The sequence below is a fragment of the Mycolicibacterium arseniciresistens genome (assembly GCF_030519285.1).
Taxonomy (GTDB): domain Bacteria; phylum Actinomycetota; class Actinomycetes; order Mycobacteriales; family Mycobacteriaceae; genus Mycobacterium; species Mycobacterium arseniciresistens.
The window spans coordinates 1-24,633 of sequence record NZ_JAUMSQ010000121.1 but is presented as its reverse complement, the minus strand read 5'-3'; the positions used below and the strand labels follow the sequence as shown (position 1 = coordinate 24,633).

Annotated in this window: 14 protein-coding genes; 3 read left to right on the top strand and 11 right to left on the bottom strand. The window is 70.1% G+C overall.

Translation table 11 applies throughout. The features are described 5' to 3' along the window. The 3 genes from Q2100_RS16485 to Q2100_RS16475 form a co-directional block, all read left to right on the top strand. On the top strand, positions 1–539 hold a 539-nt coding region (locus Q2100_RS16485; protein ID WP_302914950.1), incomplete at its 5' end, for an arabinosyltransferase C-terminal domain-containing protein. Between the two features lie 17 nt (positions 540–556). Next, complete coding sequence (locus Q2100_RS16480) at positions 557–3,898, top strand: arabinosyltransferase domain-containing protein (protein WP_407667637.1); 3,342 nt, start codon at positions 557–559, stop codon at positions 3,896–3,898. After that, the gene (locus Q2100_RS16475) at positions 3,895–7,095 is read left to right on the top strand and encodes an arabinosyltransferase domain-containing protein (RefSeq protein ID WP_302914948.1); all 3,201 of its coding nucleotides are present in this window, start codon (positions 3,895–3,897) and stop codon (positions 7,093–7,095) included. Before Q2100_RS16480 ends, Q2100_RS16475 begins: the two co-directional genes overlap by 4 nt. A 95-nt stretch (positions 7,096–7,190) precedes the next feature. Here the strand turns inward: Q2100_RS16475 and Q2100_RS16470 are convergent, their stop codons facing one another. The 11 genes from Q2100_RS16470 to Q2100_RS16420 all read right to left on the bottom strand — a co-directional run. Further along, complete coding sequence (locus Q2100_RS16470) at positions 7,191–8,765, bottom strand: acyl-CoA carboxylase subunit beta (protein ID WP_302914947.1); 1,575 nt, start codon at positions 8,763–8,765, stop codon at positions 7,191–7,193. Continuing rightward, positions 8,762–14,272 (bottom strand): polyketide synthase Pks13, encoded by a 5,511-nt coding sequence (gene pks13 / locus Q2100_RS16465; RefSeq protein ID WP_407667635.1) that lies wholly within the window; start codon positions 14,270–14,272, stop codon positions 8,762–8,764. The genes Q2100_RS16470 and pks13 overlap by 4 nt, the downstream gene beginning before the upstream one ends. A 76-nt stretch (positions 14,273–14,348) precedes the next feature. Further along, the gene (fadD32, locus tag Q2100_RS16460) at positions 14,349–16,238 is read right to left on the bottom strand and encodes a long-chain-fatty-acid--AMP ligase FadD32 (protein ID WP_264013048.1); all 1,890 of its coding nucleotides are present in this window, start codon (positions 16,236–16,238) and stop codon (positions 14,349–14,351) included. A gap of 176 nt (positions 16,239–16,414) precedes the next feature. Continuing rightward, positions 16,415–17,437 carry a carboxylesterase Culp6 gene (gene culp6, locus Q2100_RS16455; RefSeq protein WP_264013047.1) on the bottom strand — a complete coding sequence of 341 codons (1,023 nt, stop codon included), beginning with the start codon at positions 17,435–17,437 and terminating at the stop codon, positions 16,415–16,417. A 9-nt stretch (positions 17,438–17,446) separates the two neighbouring features. After that, a complete protein-coding gene (locus tag Q2100_RS16450; protein ID WP_302914946.1) occupies positions 17,447–17,935 on the bottom strand; it encodes a DUF732 domain-containing protein in 489 nt (162 codons plus the stop codon). Between the two features lie 61 nt (positions 17,936–17,996). Then, on the bottom strand, positions 17,997–18,893 hold the full coding sequence (locus Q2100_RS16445; protein WP_302914945.1) for an alpha/beta hydrolase-fold protein: 897 nt from the start codon (positions 18,891–18,893) through the stop codon (positions 17,997–17,999). 158 nt (positions 18,894–19,051) lie between these two features. Continuing rightward, on the bottom strand, positions 19,052–20,095 hold the full coding sequence (locus Q2100_RS16440) for an esterase family protein (RefSeq protein ID WP_302914944.1): 1,044 nt from the start codon (positions 20,093–20,095) through the stop codon (positions 19,052–19,054). A 171-nt stretch (positions 20,096–20,266) separates the two neighbouring features. Next, positions 20,267–21,208: an alpha/beta hydrolase gene (locus Q2100_RS16435; RefSeq protein ID WP_407667636.1), complete on the bottom strand. Its 942-nt coding sequence runs from the start codon at positions 21,206–21,208 to the stop codon at positions 20,267–20,269. 190 nt (positions 21,209–21,398) lie between these two features. Beyond that, positions 21,399–23,402: a terminal beta-(1->2)-arabinofuranosyltransferase gene (zomB, locus tag Q2100_RS16430; protein ID WP_302914943.1), complete on the bottom strand. Its 2,004-nt coding sequence runs from the start codon at positions 23,400–23,402 to the stop codon at positions 21,399–21,401. Next, a complete protein-coding gene (locus Q2100_RS16425; RefSeq protein WP_302914942.1) occupies positions 23,380–24,300 on the bottom strand; it encodes a decaprenyl-phosphate phosphoribosyltransferase in 921 nt (306 codons plus the stop codon). Before Q2100_RS16425 ends, zomB begins: the two co-directional genes overlap by 23 nt. Before the next feature lie 24 nt (positions 24,301–24,324). Next, the coding region (locus Q2100_RS16420; RefSeq protein ID WP_302914941.1) for a phosphatase PAP2 family protein at positions 24,325–24,633 on the bottom strand (309 nt) is incomplete at its 5' end.

Genomic DNA, 24,633 nt, shown 5'->3' with positions numbered 1-24,633 from the left:
GGTTCGCCGACGTGGGCGCCTCACCCGCCTGGCGCAATCTGCGCGCCCCGCTGGCCGCCATCCCGCGTGAGGCCACCCTGATCCGCCTGGCGGCCACCGACGACGACCTGTCGCCGCAGCACTGGATCGCGCTGACCCCGCCCCGCATCCCGGAACTGCGCACCCTGCAGGACGTCGTCGGGTCCACCGACCCGGTGATGCTGGACTGGCTGGTCGGCATGGCGTTCCCGTGCCAGCGCCCGTTCTTCCACCGCAACGGCGTCACCGAGGTGCCGAAGTGGCGCATCCTGCCCGACCGGTTCGGCGCCGAGGCCAACTCGCCGGTGATGGACTACCTGGGCGGCGGCCCGCTCGGCATCACCGAGCTGCTGCTGCGTCCGGGCACCGTGCCCACCTACCTACGCGACGACTGGTTCCGCGACTGGGGCGCCCTGCAGCGGCTCACGCCGTACTACCCGAACGCGCAGCCGGCCCGGCTCGACCTCGGCTCGGCCACCCGCAGCGGGTTCTGGAGCCCGGCACCGCTGCGCCTCTCCTGACCGTCTGGGCGCGTCGCATACCATCGTCCCTCGTGCCCGCCGATGCCGAAGACACCGCCGTTCGCGGTCCCCGCATCGCCCGGTTGATCGCGGTCGTCGCCGGCCTGGCCGGCGTCGTGCTGTGCGCGCTGGTGCCCCTGCTGCCGGTGAAGCAGACCACCGCCACCATCCTGTGGCCGCAGGCCCCGGCAGATTCCGGGACCGTCGGGCAGCTGACCGCGCCGCTGGTGTCCGGTGCGCCGCTCGCGATCGACGTGTCGATCCCGTGCCGGGCGATCGCCACCCTGCCGCCCGACGGCGGAACGGTGTTCTCGACGATCCCCGAGGGCGGCATCGCCTCCGGCCGCAACGGGTTGTTCGTCCGCGCGAACACCGACGCCGTGCTGGTCGCGTTCCGGGACACGGTGGCAGCCGTCGCTCCGCGCGCCGCGGTGGCCGGCGGCGCCTGCAGCACGCTGCACGTGTGGGCGGACGCCGGCGGTGCGGGCGCCGACTTCATCGGCATCCCCGGCGCGACCGGCGTGCTTCCCGCCGACAAGAAGCCACAGGTCGCCGGCGTCTTCACCGACCTCGACGTGGCGGCGCAACCCGGAGCCGCCCCGGCGGCGACATCTGGCCAGGGCCTGTCGGCGCGCATCGACGTCGACACCCGGTTCATCACCACCCCCACACCGCTCAAGCTCGCGGTGATGGTGCTCGGCGTCGCGTGCGTCATCGCCTCGATCGTCGCGCTGGCGGTGCTGGACCGCCGCGGCAGGCGGCGGATCGCCCTGGCGTGGCGCGGTGTCGTGCGCGCCGGGCCCGCGACGTGGCTGGCCGACGCCGGCGTCGTGGGCGCCCTGCTGGTCTGGCACGTCGTCGGGCCGCCGTCCTCGGACGACGGCTACAACCTGACCATCGCGCGCATCGCGGGCGAGGCCGGATACGCCACCAACTACTTCCGCTTCTTCGGCGCCACCGAGGCGCCCTTCGACTGGTATCAGTCGGTGCTCGCGCACCTGGCGTCGGTCAGCACGGCGGGGACGTGGATGCGGCTGCCCGCCACCGCGGCCGCCATCGCCACCTGGTTGATCATCAGCCGGTGCGCGCTGCCCCGGCTCGGCAGGCGGCTGGCCGCCAACCGCGTCGCCGTGCTGACCGCCGGTGCGGTGTTCCTGGCGGCGTGGGTGCCGTTCAACAACGGCCTGCGCCCCGAACCGCTGATCGCCTTCGGCGTCATCGCGGTGTGGATGCTCGTGGAGAGCGCGATCGGGACGCGCAGACTCTGGCCGGCGGCGGCGGCGATCGTCATCGCCGTGTTCTCGGTGACACTCGCGCCGCAGGGACTCATCGCCCTGGCGCCGCTGCTCGTCGGGGCACGCCCCATCGCGCGCATCGTCTCCGCCCGCAGGACGGCCCGCGGGCTCGGCGCCGCGCTGGCGCCGCTGGCCGCCGCCGCGTCGCTGGTCTTCGTGATCGCCTTCCGGGACCAGACGCTGGCCACCGTCGCCGAGTCGGTCCGCATCAAGTACGTCGTCGGCCCCACCATCCCCTGGTACCAGGAGTTCCTGCGGTATTACTTCCTGACCGTCGAGGACAGCGTCGACGGCTCGCTGACCCGGCGCTTCTCGGTGCTGATCCTGCTGCTCTGCGTCTTCGGCCTGCTCATGGTGCTGCTGCGGCGCGGCCGGGTGCCCGGGGCGTTCAGCGCACCGGTGTGGCGGCTGACCGGCACCACCGCGGTGGGGCTGCTGCTGCTGACGCTCACGCCCACCAAATGGGCCGTGCAGTTCGGCGCGTTCGCCGGGCTGGCGGGTGCGCTGGGCGCGATCACCGCGTTCGCCTTCGCCCGCGTCGGCCTGCACAGCCGACGGAACCTCGCGCTGTACGTCACGGCGCTGCTCTTCGTGCTGGCATGGGCCACCTCGGGCCTCAACGGCTGGTTCTACGTCGGCAACTACGGCGTGCCGTGGTTCGACAAGCAGCCGGTGATCGTCGGCTTCCCGGTCACCACGATCTTCCTGGTGCTCGCCATCGCCGGCGGACTGCTCACCGGCTGGCTGCACTTCCGGATGGACTACGCCGGGCACACCGAGGTCGCCGACACCGGCCGCAACCGGGCGCTGGCGTCCACCCCGCTGCTCGTCGTCGCGACCATCATGGTGGTGCTCGAGCTGGGCTCGATGCTCAAGGCCACCGCGACCCGCTACCCCGTCTACACCACCGGCGCGGCGAACCTGTCGGCGCTGCGGTCGGGACTCTCGAAGGACAGCTGCGCGATGGCCGACGCCGTGCTCGTCGAGGCCGACACCAACGCAGGCATGCTGGCGCCCGTGCCGGGTCAGCGCTTCGGGGAGTACGGCCCGCTCGGCGGGGAGGACCCGGTCGGCTTCACCCCGAACGGCGTCAACGACACCCTCGAGCCGGCCGAGCCGGTGGCGGCCAACCCCGGCACGGTCAACTCCGACGGCCCGGTGGACAAGCCCAACATCGCCGTCGGGTTCGCGGCGGGCACCGGCGGCGGCTACGGCCCCGAAGGGGTCAACGGCTCCCGGGTGTTCCTGCCGTTCGGGCTGGACCCGGACCGCACGCCCGTGATGGGCAGCTTCGCCGAGCCGGGCTCGGACGAGGCAGGAGTCGCCGCGCAAGCGACCTCGGCGTGGTACCAGCTGCCGCCCCGCACCGCCGACCGGCCGCTGGTGACCGTCGCCGCCGCCGGTGCGATCTGGTACTACGAGGAGGACGGCTCGTTCAACTACGGCCAGTCGCTCAAGCTGCAGTGGGGGGTGCACCGGCCCGACGGCAGCTACCAGGAGCTCGGCGAGGTGCAGCCGATCGACATCGTCCAGCAGAAGGCCTGGCGCAACCTGCGTTTCCCGCTCGCCTGGGCGCCGCCGGAGGCCAACGTGGCGCGCATCGTGGCCGACGACCCGAACCTGTCGGAGGACCAGTGGTTCGGGTTCACGCCGCCGCGGGTGCCGGTGCTGCAGACCGCCCAGGACTTCCTCGGCGACCGGACACCGGTGCTGATGGACATCGCGACCGCCGCGAACTTCCCGTGCCAGCGCCCGTTCTCCGAACACCTCGGGGTGGCCGAACTTCCGGAGTACCGGGTGCTGCCCAACTTCAAGCAGGTGATCACCTCGTCGAACCAGTGGCAGTCAGCCGAGGACGGCGGGCCGTTCCTGTTCATCCAGGCGCTGCTGCGCACCGAGTCGATCCCGACGTACCTGCGTGACGACTGGTACCGGGACTGGGGTTCCATCGAGCGCTACAACCGGGTGGTGCCCCGGGACGACGCGCCCGACGCGGTGATCGAGGAGGGTTCGAAGCGGGTGTTCGGCTGGAGCCGTGGCGGACCGATCAGGGCCCTCCCGTGATCGGCAGCGTGAACGAGGTCAGGGACCGGAGCCGCGACGTGCGGGTGGCGCGCTGGGTCGCCACCATCGCCGGCCTGCTCGGCTTCGTGATGTCGGTCGCCACACCGCTGCTCCCGGTCACCCAGACCACGGCGACGCTGAACTGGCCGCAGCAGGGCCAGTTCGCCAACGTGACGGCGCCGCTGATCACCCAGGCGCCGGTCAGCCTCACCGCGACCATCCCGTGCGACGTGGTCCGGGGCATGCCCCGCGACGGCGGACTGGTGCTCGGCACCGCGCCCGCCGAGGGCCGCGACGCCGCCCTGAACGCGATGCTGGTCAACGTCACGGCCTCGCGCGTCGACGTGATCGTGCGCAACGTCGTGGTGGCCAGCGTGGAACGCGGCCGCGTCGCAGGGCCCGGCTGCGAACGCATCGACATCACCTCCTCGATCGAGGGCACCTACGCCGAGTTCGTCGGGCTGACCAAACGTGACGGCAGCCCGCAGCGCTCCGGATTCCCCGACCCCAACCTGCGGCCCGCGATCGTGGGCGTGTTCACCGACCTGACCGGTCCCGCCCCGCCCGGGCTGGAATTCTCGGCCGCGATCGACACCCGCTTCAGCACCCAGCCGACGACGGTCAAACTGCTCGCGATGGTGCTCGGCATCGTGTGCACGGCCGTCGCGCTGGTCGCCCTGTGGCGGCTGGACCGCCTCGACGGCCGCCGCATGCGCCGGCTGATCCCCACCCGGTGGCGGACCTTCACCGCCGTGGACGTGTTCGTGGTGGGTGTCTTCGTGCTCTGGTACATCATCGGCACCAACTCCTCCGATGACGGCTATCAGATGCAGATGGCCCGCACCGCCGAGCACTCCGGCTACATGGCCAACTACTTCCGCTGGTTCGGCGTCCCCGAGGACCCGTTCGGCTGGTACTACAACGTGCTGGCGCTGATGTCGCAGGTGAGCACCGCCGGCATCTGGATGCGTCTGCCCGACCTGATCTGTTCGCTGATCTGCTGGCTGCTGCTGTCCCGCGAGGTGCTGCCTCGACTGGGGCCCGCCGTGATCGCCAGCCGCCCGGCGCTGTGGGCGGCCGGTCTGGTGCTGATCGGCGCCTGGATGCCGTTCAACAACGGCCTGCGCCCGGAGGGGCAGATCGCCACCGGCGCCCTGATCACCTATGTGCTGATCGAGCGCGCCGTCAGTTCCGGCCGGTTGGCCCCGGCCGCGCTGGCGATCTTCTCGGCGGCGTTCACGCTGGGGATCCAGCCCACCGGGCTGATCGCGGTTGCGGCCCTGGTCGCAGGCGGACGACCCATTCTGCGCATCGTGATGCGCCGCAGGCAGACGGTCGGCACCTGGCCGTTGATCGCACCGATGCTCGCGGCGGGCACCGTGATCCTGTGCGTGGTGTTCGCCGACCAGACCATCGCAACGGTGTTGGAGGCCACGCGGATCCGCACGGCGATCGGACCCAGCCAGGAGTGGTGGACCGAGAACCTGCGCTACTACTACCTGGTGCTGCCGACGGTGGACGGGGCGATCTCGCGCCGGTTCGCCTTCCTGTTCACCGCACTGTGCCTGTTCCCGGCGCTGTTCATGATGTTGCGCCGCAAAAGGATCGCCGGCATCGCCCGCGGCCCGGCCTGGCGGCTGATGGGCATCATCTTCGCCACCATCTTCTTCCTGATGTTCACCCCCACCAAGTGGATCCACCACTTCGGCCTGTTCGCCGCGGTGGGCGGCGCCATGGCTGCGCTCACCACCGTGCTGATGTCACGGACCGTGCTGCGCTCGGCACGCAACCGGATGGCGTTCCTGGCCCTGGTGTTCTTCGTGCTGGCGCTGTGCTTCGCTTCGGTCAACGGGTGGTGGTACGTCTCCAATTACGGTGTGCCCTTCAACAACTCGGTGCCCCAGCTGGGCGGCGTCACCGTGTCGACGGTGTTCTTCGCGCTGTTCGCGATCGCCGCACTGTGGGCATTCTGGCTGCACGTGTCCGGGCGGCGCGAGTCGCGGGTGGTGGACCGGTTGACCGCCGCACCGGTCCCCCTGGCCGCCGGGTTCATGGTTGTGGTGTTCATCGCATCGATGGTGATCGGCGTGGTGCGCCAGTACCCGACCTACTCCAACGGCTGGGCGAACGTACGGGCGTTCGTCGGCGGCTGCGGCATGGCCGACGACGTGCTGGTCGAGCCGGACTCCAATGCGGGCTTCCTGCGCGTCGCGCCCGGCCGGTACGGCCCGCTCGGCCCGCTGGGCGGCACCGACCCGGTCGGCTTCTCCCCCAACGGCGTTCCCGACCGCATCCTCGCCGAGGCGATCCGGCTCAACAACCCGCAGCCCGGCACCGACGCCGAGTGGAACGGCCCGCGGCGGCTGCCACGCCCCGGGGTGAACGGGTCGAGGGTGCCGCTGCCCTACGGCCTGGACCCGGCACGGGTGCCGGTCGCGGGCACCTACTCCACCACGGCGCAGCAGGAGAGCACGCTCGCGTCGGCCTGGTACGAGCTGCCCGCCGCCGACGAGGCGCACCCGCTGGTCGTGATCACCGCGGCCGGCACCGTCGCAGGCAACAGTGTGGCCGAAGGCCTTTCATCGGGACAGACCGTGGCGCTCGAGTACGGCAGGCGCGGACCCGACGGCGCCTTCGTGCCCGCCGGGCGCGTCGACCCGTACGACATCGGACCGACGCCGTCGTGGCGCAACCTGCGCTACCCGCGCTCGGAGATCCCGGGCGACGCCGTCGCGGTGCGGGTGATCGCCGAGGACCTCAACCTCGGCCAGGGCGACTGGATCGCCGTGACGCCGCCACGGGTTCCCGAGGTGAAGTCGGTGCAGGAGTACGTCGGGTCCGAGCAGCCGGTGCTGCTGGACTGGGCGGTCGGAATGGCATTCCCGTGCCAGCAGCCGATGCTGCACGCCAACGGCGTCACCGAGGTGCCCAAGTTCCGCATCTCACCGGATTACTTCGCGAAGCTGCAGAGCACCGACACCTGGCAGAACGGCCTCGAGGGCGGCCTGCTCGGCATCACCGATCTGCTGCTGAAGGCCTCGGTGATGTCGACGTACCTGTCCGAGGACTGGGGCCAGGACTGGGGCTCGCTGCGCAGGTTCGACACCGTCGTCGACGCCGAGCCCGCACAGCTCGACCTCGGCACCACCACCCACAGCGGCCTCTACTCCCCGGGCCGGATCCGCATCCAGCCGTGAGCTACTGCGGGCCTAGCACCGCGAGTTCTACATCAGGGCTGTGCTGGGGACCGATTGACGACCCAGGTGCAGAACTCGGCGAGTGACAGCGGTCCTCAGATCGGGGTGAGGCCGTGCTTGCGCTGCACGCGGTTGATCTGCTTGTCGCGCAGCAGTCTCATCGACTTGCGCAGCAGCAGCCGGGTCTCGTGCGGCTGGATCACCGCGTCGATGAAGCCACGCTCGGCGGCGATCCACGGCGTCGCCATGTTCAGGTTGTAGCCCTCGATGAACTCGGCGCGGATCTTCTGCACCTCCGGCGCCGTCGGATCGGGGAACCGCTTCACCAGCAGCTGCGCCGCACCCTCGGCGCCGATCACCGCGATCCGGGCCGTCGGCCAGGCGAAGTTCAGGTCGGCCGACAGCTGCTTGGAACCCATCACCGCGTACGCGCCGCCGTAGGACTTGCGGATGGTGATCGTCACCTTGGGCACGTCGGCTTCGACGACGGCGTTGAGGAAACGCCCGCCGCGCTTGATGATTCCGCCCTTCTCCTGCTCGACGCCCGGCATGAAGCCCGGGGTGTCGACGACGAAGACCAGCGGCAGGTTGTAGGAGTCGCAGAACCGGATGAAGCGGGCCGCCTTGTCGGAGGCCTCGTTGTCGATCGCGCCCGACAGGTGCATCGGCTGGTTCGCGATCACGCCCACCGACCGGCCGTCGATCCGCGCGAATGCCGTGATGATCGCCTGGCCCTGGTTGGCGGCCACGTCGAACACGTCGCCGTCGTCGAAGATCCGCAGCAGGATCTCGTGCATGTCGTAGGCCATGTTGTCGCTGTCCGGCACGAGCGAGTCCAGCTCGAGGTCGTGCGGCGTGACCTCGGGCTCCAGGCCCGGGTTGACCACCGGCGCGTCGTCGAAGGTGTTGGCGGGCAGGAAGCTCAGGTAGTCGCGGGCGTACTGGAACGCCGCCTTCTCGTCCTCCACCACCTGGTGGATGTTGCCGTAGCGGGCCTGCGCGTCGGCGCCGCCGAGCTCGTCGAGGCTGACGTCCTCACCGGTGACGTCCTTGATCACGTCGGGGCCGGTGACGAACATGTAGCCCTGATCACGTACGGCGACAACGAGATCGGTCTGGATCGGCGAGTACACCGCACCACCGGCGCACTTGCCGAGGATGATCGAGATCTCCGGCACCATGCCGCGCAGCAGCTCGTGGCGGCGGCCGAGTTCGGCGTACCAGGCCAGCGACGTCACCGCGTCCTGGATACGGGCGCCCGCGGAGTCGTTGATGCCGATGATCGGGCAGCCGACCATCGCCACCCACTCCATCAGGTTGGCCACCTTGCGACCGAACATCTCGCCGACCGAACCCTGGAACACCGTCTGGTCGTGGCTGAACACGCCGACCGGGCGGCCGTTGATGGTGCCGTGCCCGGTGACCACGCCGTCGGTGAACAACGCGTTAGGGTCGCCGGGCGTCTTGGCCAGCGCGCCGATCTCGAGGAAGCTGCCCGGGTCGAGCAGCGCGTGGATCCGCGCGCGGGCGGTGGGCAGACCCTTCTTGTCGCGACGAGCCTTGGACTTCTCGTCGCCGGGATCCTTGGCCAGTTCCAGCTTCTCGCGCAGTTCCGCGAGCTTCTCTGCGGTGGTCGCCGCGCGAACGGCGGGCGCTTCTCCTGTGGTCACTTGCTCTCGCTCTCGACGCGGTTGATCGCCTCGCTCATGTGGGCACCCACCTTGGCAATGTACGGCTCGTCGATCGCCTGGATGTGCTCACCCCCGATGGGCACGATCTCGAGATCCTCGACGAACTCGCCCCAGCCGCCGTCGGGCTGACGGATGGCGTAGCGCGGCTCGAAGAAGATCGCGTCGTCGTGGTAGCGATCGGCCATGTACAGGGTGACGTGCCCGTCGTAGGGCTGGATCTCCGCCGTCTCGAGCAGCCGGTTGTCCAGGTAGGACGTCCGCTGGTGCTCGATGATGCCGCCGGGGATCTGCACCCCGCTCTGGCTGACGATGTCGAGCACGTACCGGACCTGGCCCTCGTCGTCGAGCTTCTCGAGTTCCTCGTAGGGGATCTCGGGCACCTCGACGTTGAAGGTGCGCTCGGCGAACCGGGCGTAGCGGTCCCAGCGTGCCCGCATCTCCTCCTGGGTCTGCGGGATCTCCTCGCCAGGTCGGACCATGTCGATCAGCCCGACGAACCGGACGTCGGCGCCCGCGCGCTTGAGCCCGATCGCGCAGGCGTACGCCAGCGCGCCGCCCAGCGACCAGCCGACCAGGATGTACGGGCCCTTGCCACCGATCTCCATCAGCTTCGGCAGGTACTCGGCGGCCCGTTCCTCGACCGAACCCTCGACCCGCTCGAAGCCGTACATCGGGGTGTCCGGCGGCAGGTGCCGCAGCAGCGGCTCGTACACCACGGTCGACCCGCCCGCGGGATGGAACACGAACACCGGCACGCTGTCCGAACCCTCCACCGGTGGCCGCAGCGTCCGCACGAAGCCGTCGATCTTGCCGCCCTCGAGGTAGTCGCGCACCGTGGTGGCGAGCTCCTCGACCGTCTTCGCCGAGCGGACGGCGTCGACGGTGATGGTGCCCTCGTCGACGCGCTCGGTGAGCCGCTCGGCGATCTTGGTCGCCGTCGCCTCGTCGATGGTCGGCAGCTCGTTGAAGATGCCGCCGGGCGACTTGCCGGTGACGATCGCCCACGTCGCGAAGGTGACACGCTCCGCGGCGTCGCGGGGCGGCACGTCGGCGCCGAGCGCCTCGGTGACGGCCTCCTGGGTGAGCACCTTGGATGCCGCGGCGACCGTGGACTGAGACGGGCCCGAGGTCCGGGGTCCGGACGGATCGGTGGGCGGCGGCGGGATGCTCGCTGCTGACGGCCCGGACGGATCGGTCGGGGCCGGCGGGATGGGCGCCCCGCCGGACTGGGTGTCCGGCTCGGCCTGCGGGTCGGGAGCCGGGGCCGCGATCGTGCTGGGGCTCGCGCCGCTGAGCACCGTCGCCTGCTCCCTGACCTCCTCGGCGGCGCCCAGCGGGTGGCCGGCCGACGCGAGCTTCTCTTCGAGCTCGGCCACGGTGCTCGCACCGCCAAGGAGTTCGGCCTGCGCGGCCGCGATCTCCTCGGCGCTCTTGCCCTTCTGGGACTCGGCGAGCTGCTCGACCTCGTCGCGATGCTCGATCGCGTACTGGATCAGCTTCTCGACGGCGTTGAGATTGGCATCGCGCACCGCGGTCAGCTGGATGGGTGGCATGTCGAAGTCGTATTCGACGCGGTTCTTGATCCGCACCGCCATCAGCGAGTCCAGGCCGAGTTCGATCAGCGGCACCTCCCACGGCAGGTCCTCGGGCTCGTAGCCCATGGCGCTGCCGACGATGGTGCCCAGCCGGTCGTGGATCGACTCACCGGAATCCGGACTCCACTTGCCCAGCGAGGCACCGAGATTGGCGCCGGCGGTCAGGTTGTCGTGGAGGATGTCGGCGTCCGGGTCCTCGGTGGGCGCGGTCTCCGGTGCGGCCGTCAGCGGCTGTGCCGCAACGGTTCCGGTGGCGACCGCGGCGGGCAGCGCGATCCCCTGGCCGCCGCGGGACACGATCGCGTCGTACACCAGCGTGAACGACTCGTCGATGCGGGCGTGCACCTGCACCGAGGCGCCACCCGGATGACGGGTCAGCGTGGTGACCAGCCGGGCGTCCTCGCCCGGCACCGCGCGCTGTTCGGCGGCCACCACCGCGGCGTCCGGAAGGATCTGCGTGGCAGCCGATTTCACCAGCGCCGACAGGTCGGTGCCGCCGCGCGGGGCGTACTCCCACACGTGCCGGCCGTCCGGGGTGGCGACGTGCGTACCCGGCATGATGCCCGAGTTGTCCCCGCTGAACCGCACGTCGAGCCAGTGCGGCTTGCGGCGGAACCGGGTGGGCGGGATGTCGGCGAAGTCCAGCGCACCGGCCAGGCCGCGGGAGCGGCGCGGGAACAGCGTGCGCATGTCGAGGTCGTGGCCGTGCACGAACAGCTGCGCCATCGCCGCGGTCATCGAGTCGACCTCGTCCTGCTTGCGGGCCAGCGTGGCGATCAGCTGACCGTCGTGCAGGCCCGCGGCCGCCGTGGTCAGCCCGACCTGCATGAGCGCCACCGGATTCGGCGCCAGCTCCAGGAACGTGGTGTGCCCGTTGTCGACCGCGTTGCGGATGCCGTGGGTGAAGTAGACCGAGTGCCGCAGGCCCTTCTTCCAGTAGTCGACGTCGTGGATCGGCTCGCCGCCGGGCCGGATGTACTGGCCCTCGTGCACGGTCGAGAAGTAGCCGATCAGCACCGGATGCGGCTCGATGCCCTGCAGTTCGGCGGCCAGCTCGCCCAGCAGCGGATCCATCTGCGTGGTGTGGCTGGCACCCTTGGTCTGGAACTTGCGGGCGAACTTACCCTCCTTCTCCGCCCGCTCGATGATCGCGTCCACCTGCGCGGGCGGACCACCGATCACGGTCTGGGTCGGTGCGGCGTAGACGCACACCTCCAGGTCGGGGAAGTCGGAGAACACCGTCTTGATCTCGTCGGCGGAGTACTCGACGAGCGCCATCAGCCGGATGTACTCGCCGAACAGCATCGCCTCGCCCTCACCCATCAGGTGACTGCGCGAGCAGATGGTGCGAGTGGCGTCGGCCAGCGACAGGCCGCCGGCGAAGTAGGCCGCGGCGGCCTCGCCGAGCGACTGCCCGATCACCGCACCGGGTTTGGCGCCGTGGTGGCGCAGCAGCTCACCGAGCGCCACCTGGATGGCGAAGATGGTGATCTGGGTGGTCTCGATGCCGTAGTCCTGCGAGTCGTCGAGGATCAGCTCCAGCACCGAGTAGCCGCGCTCGTCCTGCACGTGCGCGTCGACCTTGTCGATCCACTCGGCGAAGACCTCGTTGCGCAGGTACAGGTTCTTGCCCATCTTGCGGTGCTGCGCACCGAATCCCGCCAGCACCCACACCGGGCCGTTGGTGACCGGGCCGTCGGCGCTGAACACGCTGGGACTCTGCTTGCCCTCGGCGACCGCGCGCAGGCCCTTGACCGCCTCGTCGTGGTCGTGGGCGAGCACCACCGCACGGGAGCGGCCGTGGTTGCGCCGCGACAGCGAGCGGCCGATCGACTCGAGGGAGGACGCCCGGCCCTCCGGGCTGTCGATCCAGTCGGCCAGCTCGGCGGCGGCCGCCCGCTTGCGGGAGGTCAGGAATGCCGAGACGGCAAGCGGCACAACCGGAGTGGGCTGCTCGCCGGCCGCGAGCTCCTCGCGGGCGACCTCGAGCAGCCGCTTGGCCTCGTCGGTGATGCCCGGCAGTTCGTACTCGTCGTCGAGCGCGGCGGCCGGACGGTCCAGACCGTCGTCGTCTGAGTCTTCTTCGATGAACTCGCCGTACTCGTCCATCCGCACCCCGCCGACGTACTGCGCGGGCTGGTTCGGCGCCGCGGTGACCGCGACCACCTCTTCGGCGGGTTCGGGCTCCACCAGGTCCGACGGCACCAGCTCGCGCAGCACCATGTGCGCGTTGGCGCCGCCGAAGCCGAAGCCGGACACCCCGGCGATCGCGTTGCCGCTGTATCGCGGCCAGTCGGTGACGGTGTCGGCGACCTTCAGCCGCACCGCGTCGAAGTCGATGTACGGGTTCGGGCCGGTGTAGTTGATCGACGGCGGGATCTTGTTGTTCTTCAGCGCGAGCGCCGTCTTCGCCAGGCTCGCCGCGCCCGCGGCCGACTCCAGGTGACCGAGGTTCGACTTCACCGCGCCGAGCAGCGCGGGCCGGTCCGCCGGGCGGCTGCGACCCACCACGCGGCCCAGCGCGTCGGCCTCGATCGGGTCGCCCAGGATGGTGCCGGTGCCGTGCGCCTCGACGTAGTCGACGTCGCGGGGGTTGATGCCCGCGTCCTTGTACGCCTTGCGCAACACCTCGGCCTGCGCGTCCGGGTTGGGCGCCAGCAGGCCGTTGGACCGGCCGTCGTGGTTGACCGCGCTGCCCGCGACCACCGCGTAGATCTCGTCGCCGTCGCGGCGGGCGTCCGACAGCCGCTTGAACACCAGCATGCCGCCGCCCTCTGAGCGCGCGTAGCCGTCGGCGTCCTGGGAGAAGGACTTGATCCGGCCGTCGGAGGCGAGCACGCCGCCGATCTCGTCGAAGGCCGCCGTCACCAGCGGGGTGACCAGCGCGTTGACGCCGCCGACCAGCACGACGTCAGCCTCACCGGCGCGCAGCGCCGCGACACCCTGGTGCGCGGCGACCAGCGAGCTGGAGCAGGCGGTGTCGATGGCCATCGACGGGCCGCGGAAGTCGTAGAAGTAGGACACCCGGTTGGCGATGATCGAGCTCGCGCCGCCGGTGATCGCGTACGGGTGCGCCGTCCCCGGGTCGGCGACGGCCAGGAAGCTGTAGTCGTTGGTGGAGCTGCCGATGTAGACGCCGACCCGCTGACCGCGCAGGCTCGACGCCGGGATGCGGGCGTCCTCGAGCGCCTCCCAGGTGAGCTCCAGCGCCATCCGCTGCTGCGGGTCGATGTTGTCGGCTTCCATCTTCGACAGCGCGAAGAACTCGGAGTCGAAGCCCTTGATGTCGGACAGGTAGCCGCCGCGGGTGCGGGCGTTGGCGAGCCGTTCGGCGATCCGCGGCTCGGAGAGGAACTCCGACCAGCGGCCCTCGGGCAGATCGGTGATCGCGTCGCGGCCCTCCAGCAGCGCCTGCCACATCTCGCCGGGGGTGTTCAGGTCACCGGGGAAACGGGTCGCCAGGCCGACGATCGCGACGTCCTCGACGTCGCGGTCGCGGCTCCAGTCGGTGTCGTCGTCGCTGTGGTCGACCTCGGGCTCACCCTCGATGATCACCGTGGCCAGAGACTCGATGGTCGGGTTGCGGAACACCACGGTCGCGGTCAGCGTGACGCCGGTGAGGTCCTCGATGTCGCTCGCCATCGCGACCGCGTCGCGCGACGACAGGCCGAGCTCCACCATCGGGGCGGACTCGTCGATCTTGTCGGCGGCCTGGCCGGTGGCGTCGGCGATCCAGTTGCGCAGCCATTCGCGCATCTCGTTGACGGTCATGTCGACCTGCGCCGGCCGCAGTGGGCTGTCGTCGCCGGAGGCGACAATCGGGCTGTCGTCGCCGGAGGCGATGACCGGCTGGTCCGGTGCGGACGGCGAATCGTTCGGTGTGTCAGACATGTTCATATCTCTTTCGCCACCCGCAGCGGTGGAATCTCAGTCGTGCCGATGTCCTCAGGGTCGCCGGAGCTTCCGGTCAATCCGTCTCGTCAGGGAACGCGTTGGCGATCTTGCCGCTCCGCAGGGTGCCGTCGAGGTACGCCGCCCGGCACGCACGGCGGCCGATCTTGCCGCTCGACGTCCGCGGGATCGCGCCGGCCGGGGTGAGCAGCACGTCGCGCACGGTGACGCCGTGCCGCACGGCGATCGCGGCGCGGATGTCGTCGGCGATGGGCGCCATGTCCAGCTTGTGCGCACCCGGCGCCCGCTCACCGACGATCACCAGCTGTTCGGAACTGTCGTCGGGATCGCGCTTCAGGCCGGCGTGGGCGTCGGCGAACACCTCGTCGGGCAGTTGGTTGGCCGGCACCGAGAACGCCGCGACGAAGCCGGTGCGCAGCGCCTTGGTCGACTCCTGCGCCGAGTACTCGAGGTCCTGCGGATAGTGGTTGCGGCCGTCGATGATCACCAGGTCCTTGACACGTCCGGTGATGTAGAGGTCGCCTTCGTAGAAGGCGCCGTAGTCACCGGTGCGCACCCACGTCGCGTCGTCCGGGGCGCCGTTGGCGTGCGACGGTTCGGTCCGCGACTTGAGCAGGTTCTGGAAGGTCGCGACCGACTCCTCGGGCTTGCCCCAGTAGCCGGTGCCCATGTTCTGGCCGCTGATCCAGATTTCGCCGATCTGCCCGTCGGGCAGTTCGGTGGCGGTGTCGTGGTCCACGATGACGGCCCACTCGGCCACGCCCACCTTGCCGGCCGACGCCTGTGGCACCGCCTTGGGTGAATCCGGGGCCACCTCGACGAAACGGTGGTTGTTCAGCTCGTCACGGTCGACGGTGACGATCTTGGGCGGTTCGTTGGCCGGCGTCGTGGACACGAACAGCGTTGCCTCTGCCAGGCCGTAGGACGGCTTGATGGCCTGCGGCCGGAACCCGTACGGGCCGAACGCGTCGTTGAAGTTGCGCACGGTGGCGGCCGAGATCGGCTCACTGCCGTTGAGAAGTGCCTTCACACTCGACAGGTCGAGCGGTGGCTCGCCGTCCTTGGGCAGGCCGCGGGCGGCGGCGTGGTCGAATGCGAAGTTCGGCGCCACCGAGATGACGCCGCCGTCGTCGCTGTCCTTGCGCGCCATCTCGCGAATCCAGCGGCCGGGCCTGCGGACGAACGCGGCGGGCGTCATGAACGAGATGTAGTGGCCGATCACCACGGGCAACAGCACCGTGATCAAGCCCATGTCGTGGAAGAACGGCAGCCAGGACACGCCCCGGTCGCCCTCTTCGCCCTCCAGCGCCTCGATCACCTGCACCACGTTGGTGGCCAGGTTGAGGTGAGTGATCTGCACGCCGGTCGGGATCCGGGTCGATCCCGAGGTGTACTGCAGGTAGGCGATGCTCTCGTTGTTGACCTCGACCGGCTCCCAGGTGCTGCCGACCTCGTCGGGTACCGCGTCCACGGCGATCACCCGGGGGCGCTGGTTGGCCGGGCGGCTGCGGAAGAACTTGCGCACACCCTCGGCGGCGTCGGTGGTGGTCAGGATCGCCGACGGGTGGCAGTCGTCGAGCACGGCGTGCAGGCGGCCGACATGGCCCGGCTCCGACGGGTCGAACAGCGGCACGGCGATCCGGCCCGAGTACAGGGTGCCGAAGAAGGCGACAAGGTAATCGAGGTTCTGCGGGCACAGGATGGCCACCCGGTCCCCGGGCTGGGTCACCTGCTGCAGGCGGGCGCCGATCGCGCGGTTGCGCGTGCCGAAGTCGTTCCAGTTGAGGTCGCGCACGACACCGTCGCGCTCCGTGGAGAAGTCGATGAAGCGGTAGGCCAGCTTGTCGCCCCGCACCTTCGCCCACCGTTCGACGTGGCGGACCAGGCTCCCGTTGTCGGGGAACTTGATCAGTCCGTCCTTGATGAACGGGTTGTGGAAGGCCATTTCACACTCCTGTCATGGGCGAGGCCAGCTGCTCGACCCCAAACCCCCGGAATCCTACCGGGGTGAGGGCAGCACCGGCGAAGTCGCCGCGGACGCCACCACGGGACACCCCTCTTACTTTTCTCTTAATGTTAAGGGTACGGATCGGCGGCGGCCAAATCCGCCACGGTCACAAATCAGCCATGTTTCGGCTGCGGTGCGTTCGAGATCAGATCGCGGGACCAGTTCAGCGTCCAGTCGGTCGCCGTCAGGCCGTTCTCGTTCCAGAACTGCGGGGTGGCGTACATCGCGTGCACCGGCTGCCCCGCCCCTCCGGAGAGCACCTGCAACGTCTTGGGCAGGTTGACGATCGAGAACGCCGACTCCGGTGCGGCGCAGATCAGGTCGCCGGGCGCACAGATCTCGAAGGTCCGGTCGTTGAGCGCACCGAAGCCACCCGGCCGCGGCCCGGTCATCGTCAGCCCCAGCGTCGACAGCGTCGGGACCTCGTGCAGCGTGATCTCCGCGCCCACCCCCGGCGGGTTCAGCCCGACCTCGCGGCCGACGCCGGTCTGGCGCCTGCCGTCGGCGATCGCCACGACGCCGAGCACCAGGTCCTGGTCGACCGGCCCGCGGCCGTTGCCGATGTCACTGGCCATGTCGCCGGCGATCACGGCGCCTTGGGAGAAGCCGACCAGCACGTAGCTGGTGAGCGGGCAGCGGTTGTTCATGTCGGTCATCGCCTTGACCGCGGCGCGGGTGCCCTCGGCGCGGCTGTCGTTGTACGACATCTGCTTGTCCGCGGAGAACGGATTGTGGAACTGCGCCGTGTACGGGACGGTGAAGATCTCCAGCCGGTCGGTGCCGAACTCGGCCCGCAGCGGGTTGGTGACCCGCAGCAGCAGTGCCGCCGGGAACTGCACCGGGTTGAACGGGTCCATCTGCACCGACGACTCCCAGGTGCCGGGAATCGAGATCAGCTGCACGTCCGGGCAGCTGGCGTCCTGGAACTCCGGGCGGGGCTTGCGGGCGCCGGGCGTCCCGGGATCACTGGTCGGAGGCACCGCGCTGGGCGGCAGCGCGGTGTCCGGGGTGTCGGGCTTGCGCAGGAGCACCACCACGATTGCCACCACCAGCACCACGACGAGAGCCATCGCCCCGGCGGCGACGAGCGCGAGGATGCGGTGCCGTTTTCGGCGGTTCTTCGATGTCCTGGCCATGTTCTCCTGCTAGCAGAGTCGTTCGGTCGCGATGCGAATGTAGTCGGCGGTCACGGTGTCGAGGTCGGCGCGTGCGGTGTGGGCCGTGTCCGACCCGGCCGTGCGCACGTCGCTGCGCACCAGCGGGACCACGAAGTCCCACACCGCCTGATCGGTCTGCTGGGCCGCCCTGGCCTGGCACACGTACGACCCGATGGACAGCGCGAGCAGGTCGCTCGAGGGCGTCACGCCGGCATCGGCCAGCGCGTCGAGGTACTCGCGCTGCTGCGCGGTCACCGTCATCTGCCCCTGTTCGGCGTCCGCGTGCGGCCCGGTGAGGTCTGGTGCGCTGCGCGCCGACTGCGCGTCCGCGCCGGCCGGGGTGGTCTCCGAGGTCGGCAGGCCGACGGTCGCACGCAGGTCGTCGGTCAGCCCGCAGGCACTGACCAGCAGCACCGCCGAGAGGACCAGCAGCATCGGTAGCGCACGCTTCGCCGCTCGCTCGCTCCTCCGTTGCACCCCTCCACGGTACCGGCTGCCCAAAAGTGCTCCTGGCCAGCGGTTTCGCGGTTGGCGGCGGCTATCGCAGAACGCTGGACAGTTCGCCCGACATGGCGGCCAGCTGGGACGACCAGCTGCCCCAGTCGTGCTGCACGCCTGCCGGGAACTCGAAGTGCCCGTTGCCGCCGCCGTTACCCCGGTAGTGCTGGTAGAAGGTGCGGGCGCTGCCTGCGGCCTGGTCGCAGTAGCCGATCATCGCGGCCGGGTCGCTGCACGTCAGAGTGGACGGGCTGAACACCCACAGCCGGGTGTTGTTGTTGATCAGCAGCTGGATGTGCACGTCGGGGTCGTGCCACTTCCACCGGCCGAGCTGCGGCAGACCCCACATGTTGCGGATGTCGACGCCGCCGAAGCGGGCCAGCCCGTCGGTGATGGCGCCGTTCATCTGCGTGAGCGACGGCGCCAGGAAGCCCGACAGCGACCCGGCGTAGCGGAACCGGTCCGGGTGGAAGGTGGCCATCGCCATGGCGCCGTAGCCGCCCTGGGCGGCGCCGACGATGCCGTGCCCGCCCGGCGCCAGGCCCTTGTTGGCCGCCAGCCAGTTGGGCAGCTCGGAGGACAGGAAGGTCTCCCACTGCCGGCTGCCGTCCTGCTCCCAGTTGGTGTACATGCTCCACGCGCCGCCGGCGGGCGCGGCCACCGAGACGCCCTTGCCCGCGAGCGTGCTCATCGCGTTGCCCGCGGTCACCCAGTTGCTGACGTCCGGCGCGGCGTTGAACGCGTCGAGCAGGAACACCGCGTGCGGTCCACCGCCCTGGAAGGCCACCGGGATGTCGCGGCCCATGGCCGGCGACGGCACCATCAGGTACTCGACGGGCTCGGCGCCCGCGGTGGCGCCGGACGTGGTCCCGACAGCCCCCCACAGGCCCGCGGCCAGTAGCACGCTCAGAAGTCCCCGGACCAGTGACCGACCCATTCATCCACCTCACGTCTCGGCTGTCCCCGCCGCAGGTAGTGAATCACACCTGCCCCCGGGGTCGCGGCGAAAGGGGCCGGTCGGACGACCCCGGAACGGCCGACGGCGGCGACCCCCGAAGGGATCGCCGCCGCCGGCGTCGGTCGTTGCGCGCTAGATCAGTTGCCGCCCTCGACCGGAGCCGCCGCGGGAGCGGCGACCGGGCCCGGGGTGGCACCCAGCACGCGCTGGATGTCCGGCTTCATCTGGCCGAGCTGCTGACCCCAGTACTCCCAGCTGTGGGTACCGGCCTGCGGGAAGTTGAACACGCCGTTCTTGCCGCCCGCGGCGATGTACTGCTCCTGGAAGGTCTCGTTGGTCCGCAGCGTGAAGCTCTCGAGGAACTTCGCGTTGAAGTTGTCACCCGCCGCGACGCCGCTGCCGTTGATGTCGGCAGGCTTGCCGTTGCCGCAGAAGACCCACACGCGGGTGCCGTTGGCGACCAGCCGGTCGATGTTCACCATCGGGTCGTTGCGCTTCCACGCCGGATCGCTCGACGGGCCCCACATGGCCTCGGACTTGTAGCCGCCGGCGTCACCCATCGACATCCCGACCAGCATGGGCCACCAGCCCTCGGACAGGTTGAGGAAGCCGGACAGCGACGCCGCGTACTGGAACTGCTGCGGGTAGTAGATCGCCAGCGTCATCGCGGCCGAACCGGCCATCGACAGACCGACGGCCGCATTGCGGTTCGGGTTCACGCCGTGGTTGGCGGACAGGTAGGCGGGAAGCTCCTGGGTCAGGAACGTCTCCCACTTGTAGGTCGAGCAACCGGCCTTGCCGCAGGCGGGCTCGTACCAGTCGGAGTAGAAGCTGGACTGGCCACCGACGGGCATGATCACCGACAGGCCCGACTCGTAGTACATCTCGAACGCGTTGGTCTCGATGTCCCAACCGTTGAAGTCATCACGTGCGCGCAGGCCGTCGAGCAGGTACACGCCCGGCGCTCCCTGGCCACCACTCTGGAACTGCACCTTGATGTCACGTCCCATACCCGCGGACGGCACCATCAGGTACTCGACCGGCAGACCCGGACGAGAGAAGGCCCCCGCAGTCGCCGAGCCGCCGACCGCACTGACCAGGCCGGGCAGCACGGCGGCCGCCAAGGCCACAACCGTGAGCCGGCGCGCCCAGGCGCCGCGCATCTTCCCAACGAACTTCATGCTTTACCTATCCCATCTGTCGAATGCCGAACCCGGCCTGTGTCCACCGGAGCAGGCCGCGTTGCCCGTGTAGTCAACCACACCTCGGTGTGATACCTCTCTCCGGCTATTTCTCTTCCGTGCGTGAATTCGCTTCTGAACTGCGCCTTTACCGATATCATGATCCGCCCCTCAACCACCGATGGTCGCGAGCAGGTCGGGTTTGAGGGCTTGCAGTTGCGCGCCCCAGTAACCCCAGGCGTGGTTGCCTGCGGGCGGGAACTGGAAGGTGGCGTTGCGGCCGCCTGCGGCGGTGTAGGCCTGCTGGAACGCCTTGTTGCTGGTGATCGCCGTCGCCTCGAGGCTGGTCGCGCTGAGCGCCTGGCCGGGGTCGCCGGTGTCAAGGGGTGTCGCGCCGCCGGGCGCGCAGTAGACCCAGAGCCGGGTGCCGTTGGCCGCGATGCGGTCCGCCTGCACCACCGGGTCGTTGCGCTTCCAGGCCGGGTCCCACGGCGGGCCCCACATGTTGTCGACGTTGAAGCCGCCCGCGTCGAGCATCGCCACCCGGATCGCCTGCTGCATGAACACCGCCGACGGGTTGAGGAAGCCCGACAGGGAGGCGGCGTAGCGGAACTGCGCCGGGTGGTAGGCCGAGAGGATCAGCGCCGCACTGCCCGACATCGACAGTCCCACAACGGCGTTGCCGGTGGTCGACACCTGCTGGTTGTCCGCCAGCCACTGCGGCAGTTCTGCGGTGAGGAACGTCTCCCACTTGTAGGTGTAGGGCTGGCTGTTGAAGGTCGACGGTGAGTACCAGTCGGTGTAGAAGCTCGACTGCCCGCCGACGGGCATCACCACCGAGACCCCGGAGCCGTGGAACCACTCGAAGGCCGCGGTGTTGATGTCCCAGCCGTTGTAGTCGTCCTGGGCGCGCAGCCCGTCGAGCAGGTAGACGGCCCTGGAACCCGGGCCCGCGCCCTGGAATTCGACCCGCACGTTGCGGCCCATCGCCGTGGAGTAGACGTCGAGGTACTCGACGGGCAGGCCCTCCCGGGAGAACGCGGCGGCCTGCGGCGCGCCCACCACCTGGGCCAGCCCGGGCAGCACGACGAGCGCGGCCAGCGCCACGAGCAGTCGTCGCGCAGCGCGCGCAGCGACAGCACCCGGGGTCCTACGCAAAGGTCCTACCGTCCGTTCACTTCTGCCGGCGCCGTGCGAACGGCGGTCGTGGGCGGTGAATGCAGCACACCTGCCTGCATATCGTCGCGAGGTGGCTGCGGCGTTACCCAAACAGAAACCCCACGCCGATCACAAGTTCCGCAGCTCAGGGCCCAGTGGCCGGCATGCCGGTGTAGGGCGGGTTGATCGGCTCCGGCACGGCCAGCCCGCAGCGGGCCAGTTCGTAGCGCGGCACGCGGTCGATGCGATACCTGGTGAACTCGACGGCGTGCACGAGGTTGGACAGGAAGCGGCGCGGTCCCATCGGCCCGCGGATCGAGCTGAGCACGGCCTCGGTGTCCGGGCATTTCAGCGCCGCCTCGGCCTGCCGGATCCAGTCCTCGTCGAGGTAGGGCGGCACGTAGGGGCGGGTCTTGAGGAACGGCCCCTCGGCAACCGCCCAGTCGGGGAACAGGTTCTTGTCGTGCCCGATGCGGCCGTCCTCGAGCCGGGCGGTGTGCGCGGCCAGCGGATTGGCCAGGCCGATCTGGTCGATGACCCGCACGTCGAGGCCGACGTTCATGCCGAGCATGCCGAGGTTGGTGAAGAAGACGGTGTGCTGCGGCTGGTGCTCGTCGATCCAGTCCGCCGACGCGTCGGGCGGGCGCGGCGGAGGCGGAATCGCGGGCACCACGTCCCAGCGGTCGTAATTGCCTGCGGGCAAAAGCAGCGCGCCGTCGGGGGTGTTGTCCAGCGCGGTGATCACCGCGCGCATCCGCGGGTAGTCCAGGTAGTCGGCAGCGGTCAGCGGGTGGGCGTGGCCGGTGGCCTGTGCGTAGAACCGCCGTTCGTCGACGATCCCGGTGTAGGTCACCCTGGTGGCGTCGGCACCCATTCCCGGCGAATTCGCCGCCCACAGTGACCATCCCGCGACGGTCAGCCACAGCACCGAGGTGGCGGCGGCCAGCAGGTAGCCGGTCTCGCGGGTGAACCGGCTGCCGTCGGGGAGCACCACCGGGATCGACGCGACCGGCAGCAGCAGGCAGAACAGCGGTGTCAGCAGCACCCGGCCGTGCATGAAGTCGCCGCCCTGGCGGACCCAGTAGATCGCCTGCAGCAGACCGCTCGCCACGAAGAAGATCACCACCGCCGGCGGGCTCTGCACGGTGCGGGCCAGCCACCCGTACCCGCGCGGCGACCGGTGCGAGATCCACCACGGCCGCGACCTGGTGGCCACCAGCACCGCGCCGAGCGACACCAGCAGCACGGCCGGAATCCACAGCAGGTAGGGCTCATTGAAGTTGGCGAGGTAGGTGAAGCCCTGCGGCCACTTGGCCCCTGAGGCGTCCTTGGCCAGTGCGGTGTTGGGGGTGAGCAGCCCGTAGTAGCCCATCCGGAAGATCTGGTAGAGCACCGGCAGCGCGCCGCCCGCGGCGACGATCAGCACCCGGCGGCGCCAGCCGCGGGCGGAGATCAGCATCATCACCAGCGCCAGTCCGCCGACCAGCGCGAGCTCGGGGCGCACCAGCACGCTCAGACCGCCGACGAAAGCCAGTGTGGCGGCGAAGGTCCGGCTCACCGCGTCGCCGTCGACGTCGGCGGGGCGGCTGCGCAGCGCCTGCGACCAGCACACCATCATCCACCACAGCAGGCCCAGATAGGCCAGCACCAAACCGTTCTCGAGTCCGGAGGTGGCGAAGTCGCGGGCCGGCGGCACCGCGATGTACACCAGCGCGCCCGCAGGCAGCAGCAGCGCGCGGCGGCCCTGCAGGCTGGGCGCGTAGAGCCGGCCCGCGCCGAGCATCGCCAGCGCCACCCCGAGGACGGACAGCACCAGCGCGAACCACAGCGCCACGTACTCCAGCTGCACGGCGCCGCCCACCCAGGAACCCAGGGTGATCAGGTACGTCCACAGCGTGGACGTGTTGGACTCCACGCGTTCACCGGCGTTGAACACCGGCCCGTTGCCCTCCAACAGGTTCCGCACCGTGCGCAGCACGATCAGGCCGTCGTCGGCGATCCACCGACGCTGCCAGGCGCCCCAGCCGAACAGCACGGCCACCACCGCCACCCCCACCCAGAGGCTGACGCGGGCGGTCACGTCGAACGGGAATGCCGGCCGGCGCAGGGCCGGCGCACCGGCGGGCTCAGCCGAAGAGGACGGCCGCACCGACGGTCCCGATCCAGGCCACCGCAAGCAACTGGAGCACCCGGTCGCCCAGGGCGATCTCCTCCGGCTCACCCGCCAGCCCGCCGTCGACGTCGACCGCGTAGCGCAGGATCGCGACGGTGAACGGGATCATCGACACCACGAACCACGACGTCCCGGCGAGGTCGTCGCGCTCGAAGGCCCACAGCCCGTAGCAGAGCACGAGCGCGGTGGCCGACAACGTCCAGACGAAGCGCAGGTAGCTGCTGGTGTAGCTCTCCAGCGACTTGCGGATCTTGGCGCCGGTGCGTTCGGCCAACTGCAGCTCGGCATACCGCTTCCCGGCCGCCATGAACAGCGACCCGAACGCCATCATCAGCAGGAACCATTGCGACAGCGGCACATCGGCGGCCACACCGCCTGCGATCGCCCGGATCAGGAAGCCCGAGGACACGATGCAGATGTCGATGACGGCCTGGTGCTTGAGCCCGAAGCAGTAGGCCAGCTGGATCGCGATGTAGATCGCCATCACCAGGGCCAGATTCGGCGTCACCAGCCACGAGATGCCGACCGAGGCCACCGCAAGCACTGTGGCCAGCGTGTACGCCAGCCACTCGGGCACCACGCCCGCGGCGATCGGCCGGAAGCGTTTGGTCGGGTGCTGCCGGTCGGCCTCGACGTCGCGTGCGTCGTTGACCAGGTACACCGCTGACGCGCCGAGGCTGAACACCATGAACGCCACCAGCACGTTGACGAGCACGACGCGGTAGTCGTAGGCGAAGCGGTCGTCGCCGAGGGCGGCCACCGGCGCGGCGAACACCAGGACGTTCTTCACCCACTGCCGTGGGCGCAACGCCTTGACGATGCCGCTGGCGAGGTTCTTCGGCGGGCCGGTCACCGGCGCCGCTTCCTCAGACATTCTGGTACTCATGTGGCTGCCCACTCATCTTCGGTCCGCTCCGTCACGCTCACTGATCCTGGAGACCACCTCGGCGACCGTCGCGCCGACCGCCACGCCGGTGAGCACGTCGCTGGGGTAGTGCACCCCGAGCACGAGGCGCGACAACGCCATCGGCGGCACCAGCACGGCGGGCAGCGGCAGCCCGGACACCCGGCCGAGCAGCACCGCGGCGGCGGTGGTCGACGTGGCGTGGGCCGAGGGGAAGGACAACCGGCTCGGGGTGCCGACGTTCACCGCGATCGCCGGGTGGTGGGGCCGCTCGCGGCGCACCACCCGCTTGATGACGACGGC